Origin of the sequence: Neobacillus niacini (genome assembly GCF_023715785.1) — a bacterium.
GTDB classification, from domain to species: domain Bacteria; phylum Bacillota; class Bacilli; order Bacillales; family Cytobacillaceae; genus Neobacillus; species Neobacillus niacini_E.
Window position 1 is genome coordinate 177,153 of record NZ_JAMBOX010000003.1, and the last position, 14,786, is coordinate 191,938.

Genomic DNA, 14,786 nt, shown 5'->3' on the forward strand with positions numbered 1-14,786 from the left:
TTTTTAATCCCTTATATAATTTTTATTTTTTAACCAGCAACACACAGCACTCTACATGTGCGGTCTGAGGGAACATATCGACCGGCTGCATATATTCTACCTTATATTTTTTGCCTAACGTTTCAATGTCCTTAGCCAGAGTGGACGGGTTACAGGAAACATAGATTACTTTCTGGGCTTCGACCTGCAGGATCGTCTGAATCAGTTGTTTATCAAGCCCTGTTCTTGGCGGGTCAACGACAATGACTTCCGGTTTCCAGCCTTTTTTGACCCATTTTGGCAATACCTCTTCCGCTTTGCCAGGAACATATTTGGTGTTTGTGAAGCCGTGGCGCTTGGCATTTTTCTTGGCATCCTCGATGGACTCCGGAATCACGTCCATGCCTCGTACCTCTGCTGCTTGGTCAGCGAGCCACATTCCAATTGTACCCACACCGCAATAAGCGTCGACCACTTTTTCCTTCCCTGTCAGTTGGGCGGCCTTTTTTACCTCGTCGTAAAGCTTCACCGTTTGAGTCGGATTTAATTGAAAAAAGGTCCGCGCCGATAATTCAAACTGTAGGTCACCCAATGTTTCCTGAATAAAATCTTCTCCAGCCAGCGACAGCGTTTCGTCCCCGAAAATCAGTGAGGTCTTCTCACCGTTTATATTTTGCACGATGGATTTCGCCTTTGGCAGGCGCTTTTGGATTTCTTCAGTGATCAGTTCCTTTTTAGGCAGCTCTTTTTGCGATGTAATTAGGACCACCTGAAGCTCTCCTGATTGCACGCCGACACGGGTGACGATGGTTCTGACGATTCCTTTATTGGTTTTTTCATTATAAATCGGGATTTGCAGTTCTTCTAAAATCCGTTTAATCGCTGATGTTGCTTCATTTGTTTGCGCATGCTGAACAACACATTGGTCAATGTTAATCAATTGATGGGAATTAAGCCCATAAAGTCCGGCCAATACTTTGCCAGCTTTTTCGCCGACCTGGAAGCTGCTTTTATTGCGATAGCCCCACGGGTTCTCCATTCCAATCGTGTCGCGGATCTCCAATTTTCCAACGTTCAGTTTGGTGTGGCGTTCAAGCGATTGAATCACGATATCCCGCTTTTCCTTCAGCTGCTGCTGATAATCAAGGTGCTGCAGCTGACAGCCGCCGCAATGGTCATATACCGGACAAAGCGGCTTCACCCGATGTGGTGATTTGATGCGAATCTTTTTAATTTTTGCCTCGGCAAATTTTGGATGAATCTTCGTTGCCTCCACGACTACTTCCTCACCAGGAAGGGCACCGGGCACAAAGACGACCTGCTTTTTAAAATAGCCGACCCCCTCGCCATTAATGCCGAGTCTTTTGATCGTTAACGGAAAGGTCTGTTTCGGTTGGATTTTGACAGTTTGTTCTGTTTTCATTAGGTTCACTCCAGATTTATTCACTTTACAGAGGTGCGCGGCCCGCTTTAGATGCTTCTCCATATTAGAGGGGGCATCCTCCATTTTTCTAGAGGGTCACATCTATTCAATGCTCCGCCACAAATATAAGGAAGCATAGCTTAAATAGGGCTCCCAGTCTTGTTTGTATGATTCCATTTCTTCTTGGGTAGGTTTTTGGTCTAGCCCGTACAGCTTTTTGATTCCGTTTTGGATCCCAATGTCGGCCAGGGGAAACAAGTTCGGGCGGCCAAGGGCAAACAGCAGAAAGTTTTCTACCGTCCATCTGCCGACACCACGGATTTTCATTAATTTTTCAAAGATCGCCTCATCGGGTTCACTCTTTAGCCCTTCAAGATCCAAGCCATTTTCGACCATTTCTTTTGCAATACCTATTACATACTCTGCTTTTCTGCCGCTCATTTGCAATGGGCGCAACTGGTCCACTGTCAGTTTTGCAGTTGTTTCCGGACTTGGAAAGAACCAGATGCCATCTTTTTCATAACCGAACGTTTTTACAAAGCGTTCGGTTAACGTGTAGGCAAACTTCATATTGATTTGTTGATGGATAATGCATTTGACGAGCGAATCGAACAAATTGAAATCGAGTACTAGCGGCGTACCAATGAACTGATTGAATATTTCTTTTAAATCAGTTTTTTGAAAATGTTGATGAATCGGCTTTAACGGTATATTCCATTGAAAAATTTCTGCTGTTCTTTCAATGATAGCCTCTTTAGCGGCGGCGTTTATCCCGGAAACCCCAAATATCGGCTCATCAACTGTTCCAATTGCCTTTACGTCGACAACATGGGAATCGTTGCCGATGACGACTGGAACTCGAATCAATCGTTCTTGCGCATTTACTTGTTTTAACGGGTCGGGCGCATGCCGTTCTAAAATGCTATCAAAATTATATGGGCCTTCAATATGTATCGTTTCCTGCCACACGGGGGTTCCATCCTTTATTATTTTTCCCCGTATTATATCACGAAACAAGGAAAAACCGAATTTCAAGCGAAATCCGGCTTATTTTTTCTTCATTAAATGGTCGAGGTTTTTGAATTTGTAACCTCTTTCTTTAAGGTCCTTGATGGCTTGTTCTAGTGCATCGGCGTTGTCTTTTGAAACTGAGTGGAGCAAGATGATGGCCCCGGGATGTGCCTGTTTCATGATGTTGTTATACGAGTATTGCCACCCTTTTTGGCTGTTGATATTCCAGTCGACAAAGGCGAGCGACCAAAATATATGGGTATATCCCTCTTCTTTTGCGATTTGCATCGTCCTTTCGCTAAAAACACCACGCGGCGGGCGGAGGTACTTCATTTTCTTCTGCCCCGTAATTTCTTTGGTTTTAACCTTAACTTTGTTTAGTTCTTCGCGTACTCGTTCATCACTGACCCTTGTAAAATCGGGATGGTGCCAGGAATGGTTGCCGATGATATGGCCCTCGTCGACAATTTGTCTGGCCAGCTCAGGCTGCGATAGTAAAAAGTGTCCCGTTACAAAAAATGTCGCTGGCACTTTTTCTTTTTTTAACACCTTAAGAATTTTTGGCATCTGCCCATTTTCATAACCACTGTCGAAGGTGAGGTACAGGATTTTTTTATCAGGGTCACCTTTGTATACTGCCCCGTATTTGGCTAGGATCTCGTCATATTCTGCCCCCGCATACGGAGGCTGCTCGTTGACCGATTTTTTAAAGCCCCAGTGAATCGGCCGGTTTGGCAAGGCCGCGTATGTAATGCTTGGCACCAATACTATCAGCACACTAAGTGCGCACAATAATCGTTTCATCCAAATTTCCCCCAAAATTGTTTTTTATATTGTTTGTTGTTGGCGGGAAATGATGATTAGTATTTAAAGGAAGTTGCGGCTGGTAGTAGATACGATGATTCTTCATTCCTGAAAATGGGAGATTTAATAATGAAAAAATGTAGGTGGCCGCTCTTGGGGACGGTAAATGAAGGAAGCTACATAATTCTCGATTTGTAATAGTCGAGCTAATAATTAAAAAGTAATCATCTATTGCCCTTAAAAAGGCATCTTTTGAAACAAATTGGCAAATGGGGCATATCCAATTCATCCTATTGAAGGTCATCGGCATAAATAAACATCTTGGACATTGTACTCCTGTTTGGACTTCATTTTTATTTATTCCAAACATTTTTAATATGTCTGTTTCTTTAGGTGTATGATTTTTCAAAAGAAGTTCTGTTAAATAATCAACGTTAAGGACATCCCTCTTAAAATTCTTCTCTGCAAATTGTATTACTCTTAATAGGTCACCGGCTCTGCAAATCTTTTGTTCAGCTTCACGATAGCCAGGGCTAATAACAACTTCAGTTGCAGATTTAGTGATGACCACGAAAGAATCCATAGGAATATTTAAAGTTTGATATTGCGAAAGAAAATAATTGAGTAAAATTATGTGGCGATTTGCCTGAGTAATAGGGTTCTCGTAAATCTCCTTATTGCCATTGTACACTTGGGTCATTTGATTTTTATCAATGTAAAGTGTACCGGAATGATTTTTCCCATCAAGCATTAGAAGGATTTTTTTCGAAAGGAGCATTGCGTCAATTTGGAAGAACGTTTCTCCGTAAGGTAAGCGGAGATCGTGGAAAATATAATACTTATGGGCAGGGATTTGCTTCAGATAATAATTGATAACTTTTTCTCCATTATAGCCCGATTTTAATGACCTGATTTTCATTTTAATTTCAGGCATCTTTGGATGGATCGCCGGTATTCTCCCTTCGAGTGCTTCAGCTTGTAGCAGGAGTATCGGAATTAGGATATCTTTTTTAAACAAAAAAATTCCTCCCTTAATTTTATTTAAATACCATTTCTCTACAAATTTCGATAATCCTACTCCAATTTCAGATTTATTATGAATATATCTTGTCTAATAGTGGGTTAACTACAATTTTTCCTCGCTCAGGACAAATTTCCGTGCTTTCACTACAAAATTCCCAACTCTCACTACAATTTTTAGAACAAAAAGGTAAATTCCAACTCTAGATCGATGCTCACTACAAAATTCCTTCTCCTCACGACAAATTTCCGTACTTTCACTACAAAATTCCCAACTCTCACTACATTTTTTGGAACAAAAAGGTAAATTCCAACTCTAGATCGATGCTCACTACAAAATTCCTTCTCCTCACGACAAATTTCCGTACTTTCACTACAAATTTTCCAACTCTCACTACATTTTTTGGAACAAAAAGGTAAATTCCAACTCTAGATCGATGCTCACTACAAAATTCCTTCTCCTCACGACAAATTTCCGTGCTTTCACTACAAATTTTCCAACCCTCACTGCATTTATTGGAACAAAAAGGTAAATTCCAACTCTAGATCGATGCTCACTACAAAATTCCTTCTCCTCACGACAAATTTCCGTACTTTCACTACAAATTTCCCAACTCTCACTACAATTTTTGGAAATATCCCAAAGAAAAAAGGCAGACCCGCACACTCGGGTCCACCCTTCTAATTACCCTTTTAGTTAAAAACCCGCTCATTGAACTGGGACAGCTTCTCGAGAGAAGACTTATCCACATCGGCATGCAGGCTGTTGCCGTGCGCGTCCATTGTGACGACTGCTTTGAAGCCTTCGACACGCAGGTGCCACATCGCTTCTGGAATACCGAATTGCATTAAATCTACGCCTTCGACGCCTTTGATGCAGTCTGCATAATACTGCGCCGCACCGCCGATGGCGTTTAGGTACACGCCGCCGTGCTCCTGCAGAGCAGCCAACGTTTTAGGGCCCATGCCGCCTTTACCGATGACAGCGCGGATGCCGAATTTCTTCATAATATCGCCCTGGTAAGGCTCCTCACGGATACTGGTTGTCGGGCCGGCAGCCTTCACATGCCATACACCCTCTTTATCCTTTAGCATAACCGGACCACAATGATAAATGACCTGGCCGTTCAAATCAACTGGTGAATCATGATCGCTTAAATACTTGTGAATCGCGTCGCGGCCTGTGTACATCATGCCATTAATTTTGACAACGTCGCCGACTTTTAGCGAACGAATTTGCTCTTCTGTAATAGGAGCTTCCAAGGTGATGACGTCTTCTTCAACAGAAGCGGCAACCTCTGCCTCAGCAGACTCGGACTCGGAAGCAAAGTCAATGAACTCTCCATCTTGGTACGCCCACTCGAGGATGGCGCCTGTTTCCGGGTCAACGCTGACGCCCATACGGCGGTATGCCCAACAGTTATAAGCGACGGACACATAGAAGCTTGCCGGAATCCGGTGCATCACACCGATTTTACAGCCAAGCAAAGTCGCTTCGCCACCGAAGCCCATCGTGCCGATTCCAAGTTTGTTGGCATTTTCCAAAACATACTCTTCAAGCTTGCGAAGATTTTCATTCGGGTTCACGTCTTCAACCGGACGGAATAATTGTTCCTTCGCCAAATCATAGCCTGATGAACGGTCGCCTCCGATGCCGACGCCGATGAATCCGGCGGAACAACCTTGGCCTTGTGCCTGGTAAACCGAATGCATGATGCACTTGCGGATACCGTCAAGGTCACGGCCGGCACGGCCCAGTCCTTCTAGTTCACATGGCAGACTGTATTGGATGTTTTTGTTTTCACAGCCGCCGCCTTTTAAAATCAGCTTCACATCAATGTAGTCTTTGTCCCATTGTTCAAACTTAAAAACCGGAACGCCGGCGCCGAGGTTGTCGCCGCTGTTTTCCCCTGTCAGCGAATCAACGGAGTTCGGACGCAGTTTACCCTCTTTTGTCGCTTGAACAATTGACTTTTTAATCGCTTCTTTGATTTCCAACTGGTTGACTCCAACTGGCGTTTTAATTTTAAAAGTTGGCAACCCGGTATCCTGACAAATTGGCGATACCTGGTCGTCGGCCATTTTTATGTTGTTGGTAATGGTCGCAAGGCTCATTGCCGCGCGGGTGCCGGCGTTTTCTTTTTCCTTGGCAGCCTTGATGGCACGGCGCACATCCTTAGGAAGCTTTGTGGACGTTTCGACAACCAGCTTGTACATGCTTTCTTCAAACGTGGCGATATTCAACTTGAATTTCCCCTTTCCCTTTGTCCTCTGATCATCTCTATTTAAATATTACAATTTTTCACACGTTTAAATTATACTCCTAAAGTGGCCAGAATTAAAGGGTTTGGTGCAATCGATTACATGGAAGTATGCGGCAAAACCTTTGCACTCAAAGACCACCAAGGCAAAAAAATAAGCCTGTTTATTTAACAGGCTCAGTCATGTCGCGGTTATTAAATTCGCGGCATTTTGATTCCATTTCATCAAGAATGGAAATTAATCGATCGATATCTTCAAGATCCGTTTCCTCCGGATCGATGGCATCGAGGACATCAATAAACATATTCAATCGCTGCTTTAAAAAGTTTACTTGCACATTTTTATCATGAATTTGGCTGCCCAAATGGTATTCACTCCTTTCAATTTCCTTTTTTAGCTTATAGGAATTAAGGTGCTTTCGCAATATTTTTCCGAAAATAAAAGCCCCTACCCACGAAAATGGATAGGAGCAGACTTATCATCTCGGCCGTTCTGATGCTACAAACCCAAACGACACATAATCCTGGACAGGAATCCAAGCACCGATGCCCTGGGAGGTAACATTTTTAACAATAATAAATTTCTTACTGCCTTTCAGCATTAAATAAACCTCACCGTAAGTGACTTTCCCTTTTTCATTGACGCCAGGGGCATAGGCATAGAGGTAGCCCAAACGGTTGGTTGGAATATTATAAATATGATCATTTTTCGTTCCAGCTCCGATGATGGTTTCAAATGCCAGGGGCAGCTTTGTTTTATCCATCGCTGTGAGAAGCATCATTTTCTTCACGTCTTCTGCATTTGGTATTTTCGCCGTCAGTCCGCCGCGAACAATTTTTTGTGCCTCTTGTACATATTTAATTTTGTAGGGAGCGTTGCCGCCACGATTATCAAAATAATTGGTATTGATTTTTTGATATTCCCAGTTTGGCGAGGTTTCCGATGATTCATAGTTCAGTGGCCATTGGCCCAGATAAATGATGGCCCGATAGCCAAGTGCAAACGGTGTGCTGTTAATGCTAGACTCGTTCAGCATGCGGATCAAATCAGGGTTTTTGATTTTGACCTTTGATGAGTTGATCAATTTCTTCGTCAGCTCGCTAGGCTGCAATTGCGGCAGGTCCTGTGTGGAATTCGGGTACGTATTTTCCTTTGAAATATTTCGCACCGATGCCGGAATTTGGTATTTTACCTGATCCCTTTTGACGGATGAAGCTTTTTCAGCGAAGGCTGCCGGTAAAATGGTTATCATTAAAAGCAAACACATAAAGACAGAAACAAGTTTTTTCACTGTGTGAAGAACTCCTTTCACTACATAGTAAATTAGTCTGATAGTAGTTTTTTCGGAGTTCATCAATATTATCCCTTTTCTGGCCCTTGCAGTAAAATTATTTTGCATCTTACTAAACTGGACATTCCTCCCGCGCCATGATGCTCATGAAGAAAGTAATATAATTGTAATAATCTGAACATTTACAAAATTTAAATTATCACTTATAATAGACTTAACCTTTCAAAAAGGAGGGCTGAAATCAATCGGCTAACCCATTTATCGAATATCTTTAAGGAGGTTGGGATTACTCACATATATGACAGTCAACACTCGTGTTTCTCTTATCTAACAAACATGAAGGTTGGTGATTGATGGTCCCAGGAAAAAGCGATTGATTATTTACCCATACATGAATAGGTTCAGATGATGACGAAACACCGTATTACCCCTAATTTGAATTCATATGAAAGAAGACTCTATGCCCTAGCGGCACAGAGTCTTTTCTTTTTTTTATAACAGAAAAAAGCCAATTCCCATAATGAAGTAGGCCGCGACCAGGGTTAAGCCTTCAAACCAGTTGGACTCACCGTCGTTGGATATAATAACCATCAAGAGGACAGAGCTGACCATTGCAATTAATTCTGGCAACGTGAACACAAGCGGCATTTTCGTTTCGAACATCAGTGAAAACAACACAAGCACTGGTGCAACAAACATGGCAATTTGCAAGGTGGAGCCAACGGCTATTTCCACAGCGATATCCATCTTATTTTTAACAGCCATAAGGACGGCTGAGGCGTGCTCAGCAGCATTACCAACAATTGCCACGATGATTACCCCGATAAATAATTCGGTCCAGCCAAACGATTCCGCAACGTAGTGGAAAGTATGAACCAGATTCTCGGAAATATAGGCAACAGCAAGTGTTGCGATTAAAAGGATGATAATGGCCTTCCATTTTCCCCATTCCGGTTGCTCATGATGTCCTGCTGCTGCAGCAGCTTCACTTTCCGCGCTTTGATAAACCCCGCGGTGAGTAACCAGTTTAAAGAATAACGCGGCCAGATAAAGCGCGATTAGAATAATCGAAATGCCGATACTTAATGTTAATGTTTTAGGTTCATTCATTTCCATTGAAAAAACTTCTGGAATGACAAAAGCCACGATAATCGCAAACATCAACAGGCCGGAATTATGTCGGGCATCATGGACATTGAATTTCTGCCGTTTGAACTTTAACCCCCCGATGAAAAACGATAGCCCCGCCACAAGCAGCAGGTTCCCAAGCACAGAACCGGTCAAGGATGCAAGGACGACTCCCACCAGCCCGGCTTTTAAGGAAAAAATTGATATAATCAGCTCGACCGCGTTTCCGAACGTGGCATTTAACAAGCCGCCAATCCGTGGTCCGGCGACAATCGCGAGGCTTTCTGTCGCACGCCCCATGTAACTGGCTAGGGCAATAATCGATAAACAATAAATAGTAAAAAGGACCATCGTCGGCCAATGCATGAGTGTTCCAATTACAGAAAGCGGAACACCGATGAATGTCCCAAGCATAAAAATTTTATTTGTCATGCAACTTCCTCCATATCTCTGTTGAATCTATCCCTTGTTTCTAATCCATTATATTACCCTAAAAATGTCAAATTTTTCATCTAAAGAGTATCATTTTCTCAAATTCGGACGCAACATTTTTCTTGCATATGCGGAAGTTTCTGGGATACCATCAGTTTGGAACTAATTTTGAATTGAGGAAAGCTTATGAATAAAAATCAACTGCGGTTTTGGGTCCTCGTCAGCATTGTGGCGGTTTCCGGCTTTTCACAGGGGATGCTCCTGCCGTTAATTGCCGTTATTTTTGAAAAGGACGGCCTGTCCTCCTCGTTAAATGGGTTAAACGCGACGGCCCTTTATATAGGAATTTTGTTAGTGTCACCATTTATGGAACCGCCGCTCAGAAAATACGGTTATAAACCCATCATCATTTTCGGCGGCGGGCTTGTGATTGCATCACTGGCATTGTTTCCGATGTGGAAATCATTCTGGTTCTGGTTTGTCCTGCGGCTATTAATCGGCATCGGCGATCACGCCTTGCATTTTGCGACGCAAACATGGATTACCTCTTTTTCTTCTCCTGAAAAAAGAGGGCGGAATATCTCCCTTTACGGGCTATTTTTCGGTATCGGCTTTGCGACCGGACCGCTGATGACTCCGCTCGTCGATATAAATGAAGCCCTGCCATTTATTGTCTCATCGATTCTTTGTTTGGCGGGTTGGGTTTTTGTCTTCACCTTGAAAAATGAAGTGCCGGAGCAGGAAGTCAAAATCAATTCGTTTCTTGCGACGATCAAACAATTCAAAGAAGCAATAAAATATGGCTGGGTGGCGTTTCTGCCGCCGCTCGTTTACGGATTTTTGGAATCGTCGTTAAACGGCAGCTTCCCCGTTTATGCGCTCAGGAGAGATATCGATGTTTCCAGTGTGTCGGTAGTTTTATCGGCATTTGCTATTGGGAGTATTATCACCCAGCTTCCATTAGGGGTGCTTAGTGACCAATATGGACGAAGAAAGGTATTAATGACCATCCTCTTTTTCGGATTTTGCAGTTTTACTGCGGCCAGTTTTCTCGAACAATCGTTCATTGGCCTAGCGGCAGCGATCCTGATTTCCGGAATGGTCGTCGGTTCCACCTTCTCGCTGGGAATCAGTTACATGGCCGACTTGGTTCCAAGGAACCTGCTGCCAACGGGAAATTTGCTGTGCGGCATCTTTTTTAGTATAGGGAGCTTATGCGGCCCGATCATCGGCGGATTATTTATTAAATTTTTTCAGAATGTCAGCTTTTTCTACATTATAAGCGTCCTGCTTCTAGCTGTTTCCGTTATCATCTTCCTATTTGGAAAAAAAGCCGTCCTGATGTTCGAGCATAAAAATTATTAGGAGCAAAATCATATCTTAGCCATAAAATGTATGGTAAGATAAGGGTATAAAATTATATATTTCTCGCAAAGAAAACCGCTGTCATCACTTGATGACAGCTTTCGTGTTTTTTAGGGGTTGTGAGTTTGATTATTTTTCTCAATTAGGAGGGAGAAAACATGGTTCCAGATACAAAGGTACTCACAAAAGGAATTCAGAAGGTGAGCTTTTTTGAAAAAATAAAACCATACGCCGAGCTAATTGCTGCCGGATTAAGCGGGGTTCTCATCCTTGCCGGCTGGCTCCTAGATAAGTACGGTCAGGGGGCCGATTCGATTATCGCCTATTTGCTCGCGTTTGTGATTGGCGGCTTCGCCAAGGCAAAGGAAGGCATTGAGTCCACTTATGAAAATAAGGAATTGAACGTGGAAATGCTGATGATTTTTGCCGCGATCGGCTCGGCAATCATTGGATATTGGACAGAGGGAGCGATTTTAATCTTCATCTTTGCCGTTAGCGGTGCGCTTGAGACATACACGATGAATAAGAGCCACAAAGAAATTTCTGCTTTAATGGAGCTGCAGCCGGCAGAAGCTACTTTGATTACTAACGGCTTTGAAAAGCGCGTTTCTGTCGACGACCTTCAGGTGGGCGACCAAATATTAATCAAACCGGGTGAACGAATCCCTTCCGATGGCATCATTGTCAAGGGACATACCAATATCGATGAGGCGGCCATAACTGGTGAATCGATGCCTGTGTCCAAGAGTACCGAGGAAGAGGTTTTCGCCGGAACCGTTAACATGACCGGTTCGATTACTGTGGAAGTTTCAAAAGAAAGCAGCGATACGCTGTTTCAAAAGATTATCCAATTGGTGCAATCAGCACAAAGCGAAAAGTCGCCGTCACAGCAATTCATTGAACGCTTTGAAGGGACCTATGTAAAGGTAGTCTTGCTTGTGGTCATCGCAATGTTCTTTCTCCCGGTGTTTCTGCTGGGCTGGAGTTGGCATGAAGCCTTTTACCGGGCAATGATTTTGCTTGTGGTTGCCTCTCCATGTGCGTTAGTCGCATCGATTATGCCTGCTACCCTATCAGCTATTTCAAACGGTGCGCGTCATGGAATTCTCGTCAAGGGCGGCGTGCACCTCGAAAATCTCAGTCATTTAGGTGCGATTGCTTTTGATAAAACCGGGACGCTGACAAAAGGCAAACCTGAGGTTACCAATGTATTAGTCAAAGAGGGGCTCGACAAGAGTGACCTGATTTGGAAAGCCGCTTCCATTGAAAGCCATTCTAACCATCCTCTTGCTCAGGCAATTGTTAAGTTCGCCAAGGGAACTGTTAAGAATCATTTGTTACATCCCGATAGTTTGGAGGATGTCCCAGGCTGGGGCGTTAAAGCGAACATAAACGGTCAGCAGTGGAAAATCGGGAAAGCCGCCTTTGTAGGAAAGGATCATGCTGAGAACTTTGCCGGAGGGATGGCAAAGGAGTTGGCTGCTCAAGGCAATACCCTCGTTTTTATTGAGATTGACAGCGAGCTAAGTGCGATGATTGCTTTAAAGGATGTTGTCCGCGAAGAAACGAAGCTTGGCATTGGCCATCTAAAAAAGCAAGGCATTCGTACCGTCATGCTGACAGGTGACAGTGAAAATACGGCCAAAGCGATTGCTGCTGAATCCCATGTTGACGAGTATTATGCCGAATGTTTGCCGGAATCAAAGGTGGACCATCTAAAACAATTAAAAGATAGGTATAAAACGGTGGCGATGGTCGGTGACGGAATCAACGACGCCCCGGCCCTGGCCATTGCCAATGTCGGAATTGCGATGGGGGAAGGAACCGATGTGGCCTTGGAAACAGCCGATATCGTGTTGATGAAGAATGACCTGCCGCGGATAGCCGAAGCCATCCGCCTGTCTCAGCGCATGAACAGAATCATTAAGCAGAATGTCATTTTTTCGATCACCGTCATCATGGTGCTTATTTCTTCAAACTTCTTCCAATCAATCGATTTGCCGCTTGGTGTCATCGGCCATGAAGGCAGCACGATTCTTGTCATTTTAAACAGTTTAAGGTTGTTAAAATAAGACCGGGTGAGCATCACCCGGTCTTTTACTTTATTCATAAGTATTTAGTGATAGCTGTTGGACCCGTTTGCAGATCCTGATGTTTTATTGCCTTTTGCACCCTTGCTTTTCTGCTTTGTGCTGCCATCTTTTTTTGTATGCTTCGTCATTGTCCAAACCTCCCTGTTTTTCTTGAGGATTACCCCCTCTATCCTAGTTTGGACCGCGGCGTTAGTTTCGATAAAGGTAACTATTAGCAGTTAGTCTTTTTTTCTTCACTGTAAAAGGCGTTGATTTCCCCGCCCAAGATAATGATGAAGGCGGAAATATATAGCCACAGCATCAACACGATAATCGCGCCGATACTCCCGTACGTGACCGTATAATTGCTGAAATTGCCGACATAAAATGATAATCCAAGGGAAGAAATAATCCAGCCGATTGTTGCAAAAATCGCCCCCGGAAACGCACTTCGGCAGCGCAATTTAACATTCGGAGCGATCCAGTACAGGCCGGTAAAAATCAGAAATAGTATAACCGCACTGACTGCGACGCTGATGGTATTCCAAAGCCGGATAAATTCTTCCGAATAGCCAAATTGTGAAAATAACACAAGGCCGATTTCCCGGCCAAATACAGGCAAAACGATAGCAACGATGAAAACAAAGATCATCCCAAATGTCAGCAGAATCGCCATTCCCCTCGAAACTAAAAATGAGCGGCTTTCCTCGACATTGTAGGCTTTGTTGAACGCTTTGACGATGGCATTAATGCCGTTGGACGCGGACCAAATCGTCCCGATAACCCCGAACGAGAGGAGCCCCCCGTGACGGTGCCTCATAATTTCAGTGACGTTTTTTTCAATTAATTGCATCGCTTCCTCGGGAGCAAACCCGCGAATCATGCCCAGCATATCGTGCTCATGAATCGGCAAATAAGGAAGAAGTGAAAACATCACAATCAATAACGGAAAAAGAGAAAGAAGAAAATAATAAGCCAATTGGGCACTCATTCCCGGAAGATCATCTTCGTCAATCCGATGCCAGAGCAATCGGAACAATGACGAGCGGACATTTCCTTTATCCTTCATTCCATCACCCCTGCAAATTGGTATCCGCAAATAAACGGCCGAAAATGGCAATTAACCAATTCATATTCGTAAATAAAACCTTGAATTCCCCGTATAACAGTCAATTTCCGCAAATAAAACTTGATATGCCCCAAATTAGCTTAGCGATATTCTTTTTCTTCAAGCAGCTCTTCCAATAGTTCATCGTCTGGGCTGAGGGATTCTTTCGTTTCCTTCATTGCATCCGTTACTTTCGGCGTCAGCTCCCGTAATTCGTCCACTTTTTCTACGATGAAGGAAATATCCTCGCCGACTTGTTCAAAGGTGGTTTTTAATTTTGTCGCAGTTCCTTTTACTTTTTCGGCCATTTCTCCGGGATGCCTAACTACTTCTGAAACCACCCCGGATACTCTTTTCACATGTTCCTTCATCGCTTCGCGTGTTTCTTTATCAAGCAGGGTGACCGCTCCGCCGGCGAGCGCACCGAACAACATTCCCTTCCAAAACTGATTTTTTCTTGTCATGTTAACCTCTCCTTAGCCTTATGTAAAAATGAAACAAATCCTGATAAAAATGTTTCCCCTTCATTTATTTTGCGATATCTACGTTTCCTATGCAAGTTTACCCGGTTTATTTTTCTGTAAACACTATTACCAGATGAAGTATTGACATGCATCCGTCAACATGAAAAGATGAACATATGAATTCGGAAAGGATGACCGAAAATGGATTTGACGCAAAAATCAGTTGAAAATGTCGAGTATATGATTGAGCAAATTAAAGAGAAATTAAAGGTTTTAAACCTCGGAGCGATTAAGCCGTCTCACTTTGATGAAGAAATGTATGAGGAATTAAAAGAAATTTATGAAATGGTTCTACGGAAAAATTCATTCAGCCCAAGTGAAATGCAGGCACTTGTTGAAGAACTAGGAAGTTTACGTAAAAAATAAA

13 protein-coding genes are annotated in these 14,786 nt (G+C 43.3%); 3 read left to right on the top strand and 10 right to left on the bottom strand.

The annotated features are described in order from the left end of the window. Window positions 1-22: 22 nt before the first annotated feature. From rlmD to cax, 8 genes are all read right to left on the bottom strand, one after another. On the bottom strand, window positions 23-1,402 hold the full coding sequence (rlmD, locus tag M3234_RS08470) for a 23S rRNA (uracil(1939)-C(5))-methyltransferase RlmD (protein WP_262304307.1): 1,380 nt from the start codon (window positions 1,400-1,402) through the stop codon (window positions 23-25). A gap of 102 nt (window positions 1,403-1,504) precedes the next feature. Beyond that, a complete protein-coding gene (locus M3234_RS08475) occupies window positions 1,505-2,371 on the bottom strand; it encodes a DNA-3-methyladenine glycosylase family protein (RefSeq protein ID WP_262304308.1) in 867 nt (288 codons plus the stop codon). 78 nt (window positions 2,372-2,449) lie between these two features. Beyond that, on the bottom strand, window positions 2,450-3,217 hold the full coding sequence (pdaA, locus tag M3234_RS08480) for a delta-lactam-biosynthetic de-N-acetylase (protein ID WP_262304309.1): 768 nt from the start codon (window positions 3,215-3,217) through the stop codon (window positions 2,450-2,452). Next, on the bottom strand, window positions 3,192-4,235 hold the full coding sequence (locus tag M3234_RS08485; protein WP_262304310.1) for a nuclease-related domain-containing protein: 1,044 nt from the start codon (window positions 4,233-4,235) through the stop codon (window positions 3,192-3,194). The genes pdaA and M3234_RS08485 overlap by 26 nt, the downstream gene beginning before the upstream one ends. A 695-nt stretch (window positions 4,236-4,930) precedes the next feature. Then, complete coding sequence (locus tag M3234_RS08490; protein ID WP_285858333.1) at window positions 4,931-6,481, bottom strand: fumarate hydratase; 1,551 nt, start codon at window positions 6,479-6,481, stop codon at window positions 4,931-4,933. Between the two features lie 181 nt (window positions 6,482-6,662). After that, the gene (locus M3234_RS08495; RefSeq protein WP_262304311.1) at window positions 6,663-6,863 is read right to left on the bottom strand and encodes an SE1561 family protein; all 201 of its coding nucleotides are present in this window, start codon (window positions 6,861-6,863) and stop codon (window positions 6,663-6,665) included. A 114-nt stretch (window positions 6,864-6,977) separates the two neighbouring features. Continuing rightward, entirely contained in the window at window positions 6,978-7,751 is a 774-nt protein-coding gene (locus M3234_RS08500) for a YfkD famly protein (RefSeq protein WP_285858355.1), read from the bottom strand. Between the two features lie 531 nt (window positions 7,752-8,282). Beyond that, a complete protein-coding gene (cax, locus tag M3234_RS08505) occupies window positions 8,283-9,350 on the bottom strand; it encodes a calcium/proton exchanger (protein WP_262304313.1) in 1,068 nt (355 codons plus the stop codon). A gap of 186 nt (window positions 9,351-9,536) precedes the next feature. Here cax and M3234_RS08510 point away from each other — a divergent pair, with 186 nt between their 5' ends. Both M3234_RS08510 and M3234_RS08515 read left to right on the top strand, forming a co-directional pair. Next, window positions 9,537-10,715: an MFS transporter gene (locus M3234_RS08510; RefSeq protein WP_262304314.1), complete on the top strand. Its 1,179-nt coding sequence runs from the start codon at window positions 9,537-9,539 to the stop codon at window positions 10,713-10,715. 158 nt (window positions 10,716-10,873) lie between these two features. Then, on the top strand, window positions 10,874-12,787 hold the full coding sequence (locus M3234_RS08515) for a heavy metal translocating P-type ATPase (RefSeq protein ID WP_262304315.1): 1,914 nt from the start codon (window positions 10,874-10,876) through the stop codon (window positions 12,785-12,787). 232 nt (window positions 12,788-13,019) lie between these two features. On the opposite strand, the gene M3234_RS08520 is transcribed toward M3234_RS08515, so the two are convergent. Next, the gene (locus tag M3234_RS08520) at window positions 13,020-13,856 is read right to left on the bottom strand and encodes a YihY/virulence factor BrkB family protein (RefSeq protein WP_262304316.1); all 837 of its coding nucleotides are present in this window, start codon (window positions 13,854-13,856) and stop codon (window positions 13,020-13,022) included. Window positions 13,857-13,996: 140 nt separating this feature from the next. Beyond that, complete coding sequence (locus M3234_RS08525) at window positions 13,997-14,359, bottom strand: YtxH domain-containing protein (RefSeq protein WP_262304317.1); 363 nt, start codon at window positions 14,357-14,359, stop codon at window positions 13,997-13,999. Between the two features lie 201 nt (window positions 14,360-14,560). On the opposite strand from M3234_RS08525, the gene M3234_RS08530 reads away from it, so the two are divergent. Further along, window positions 14,561-14,785: a DUF1128 domain-containing protein gene (locus M3234_RS08530; protein ID WP_066306069.1), complete on the top strand. Its 225-nt coding sequence runs from the start codon at window positions 14,561-14,563 to the stop codon at window positions 14,783-14,785. The last annotated feature ends 1 nt before the right edge of the window (window position 14,786 follow it).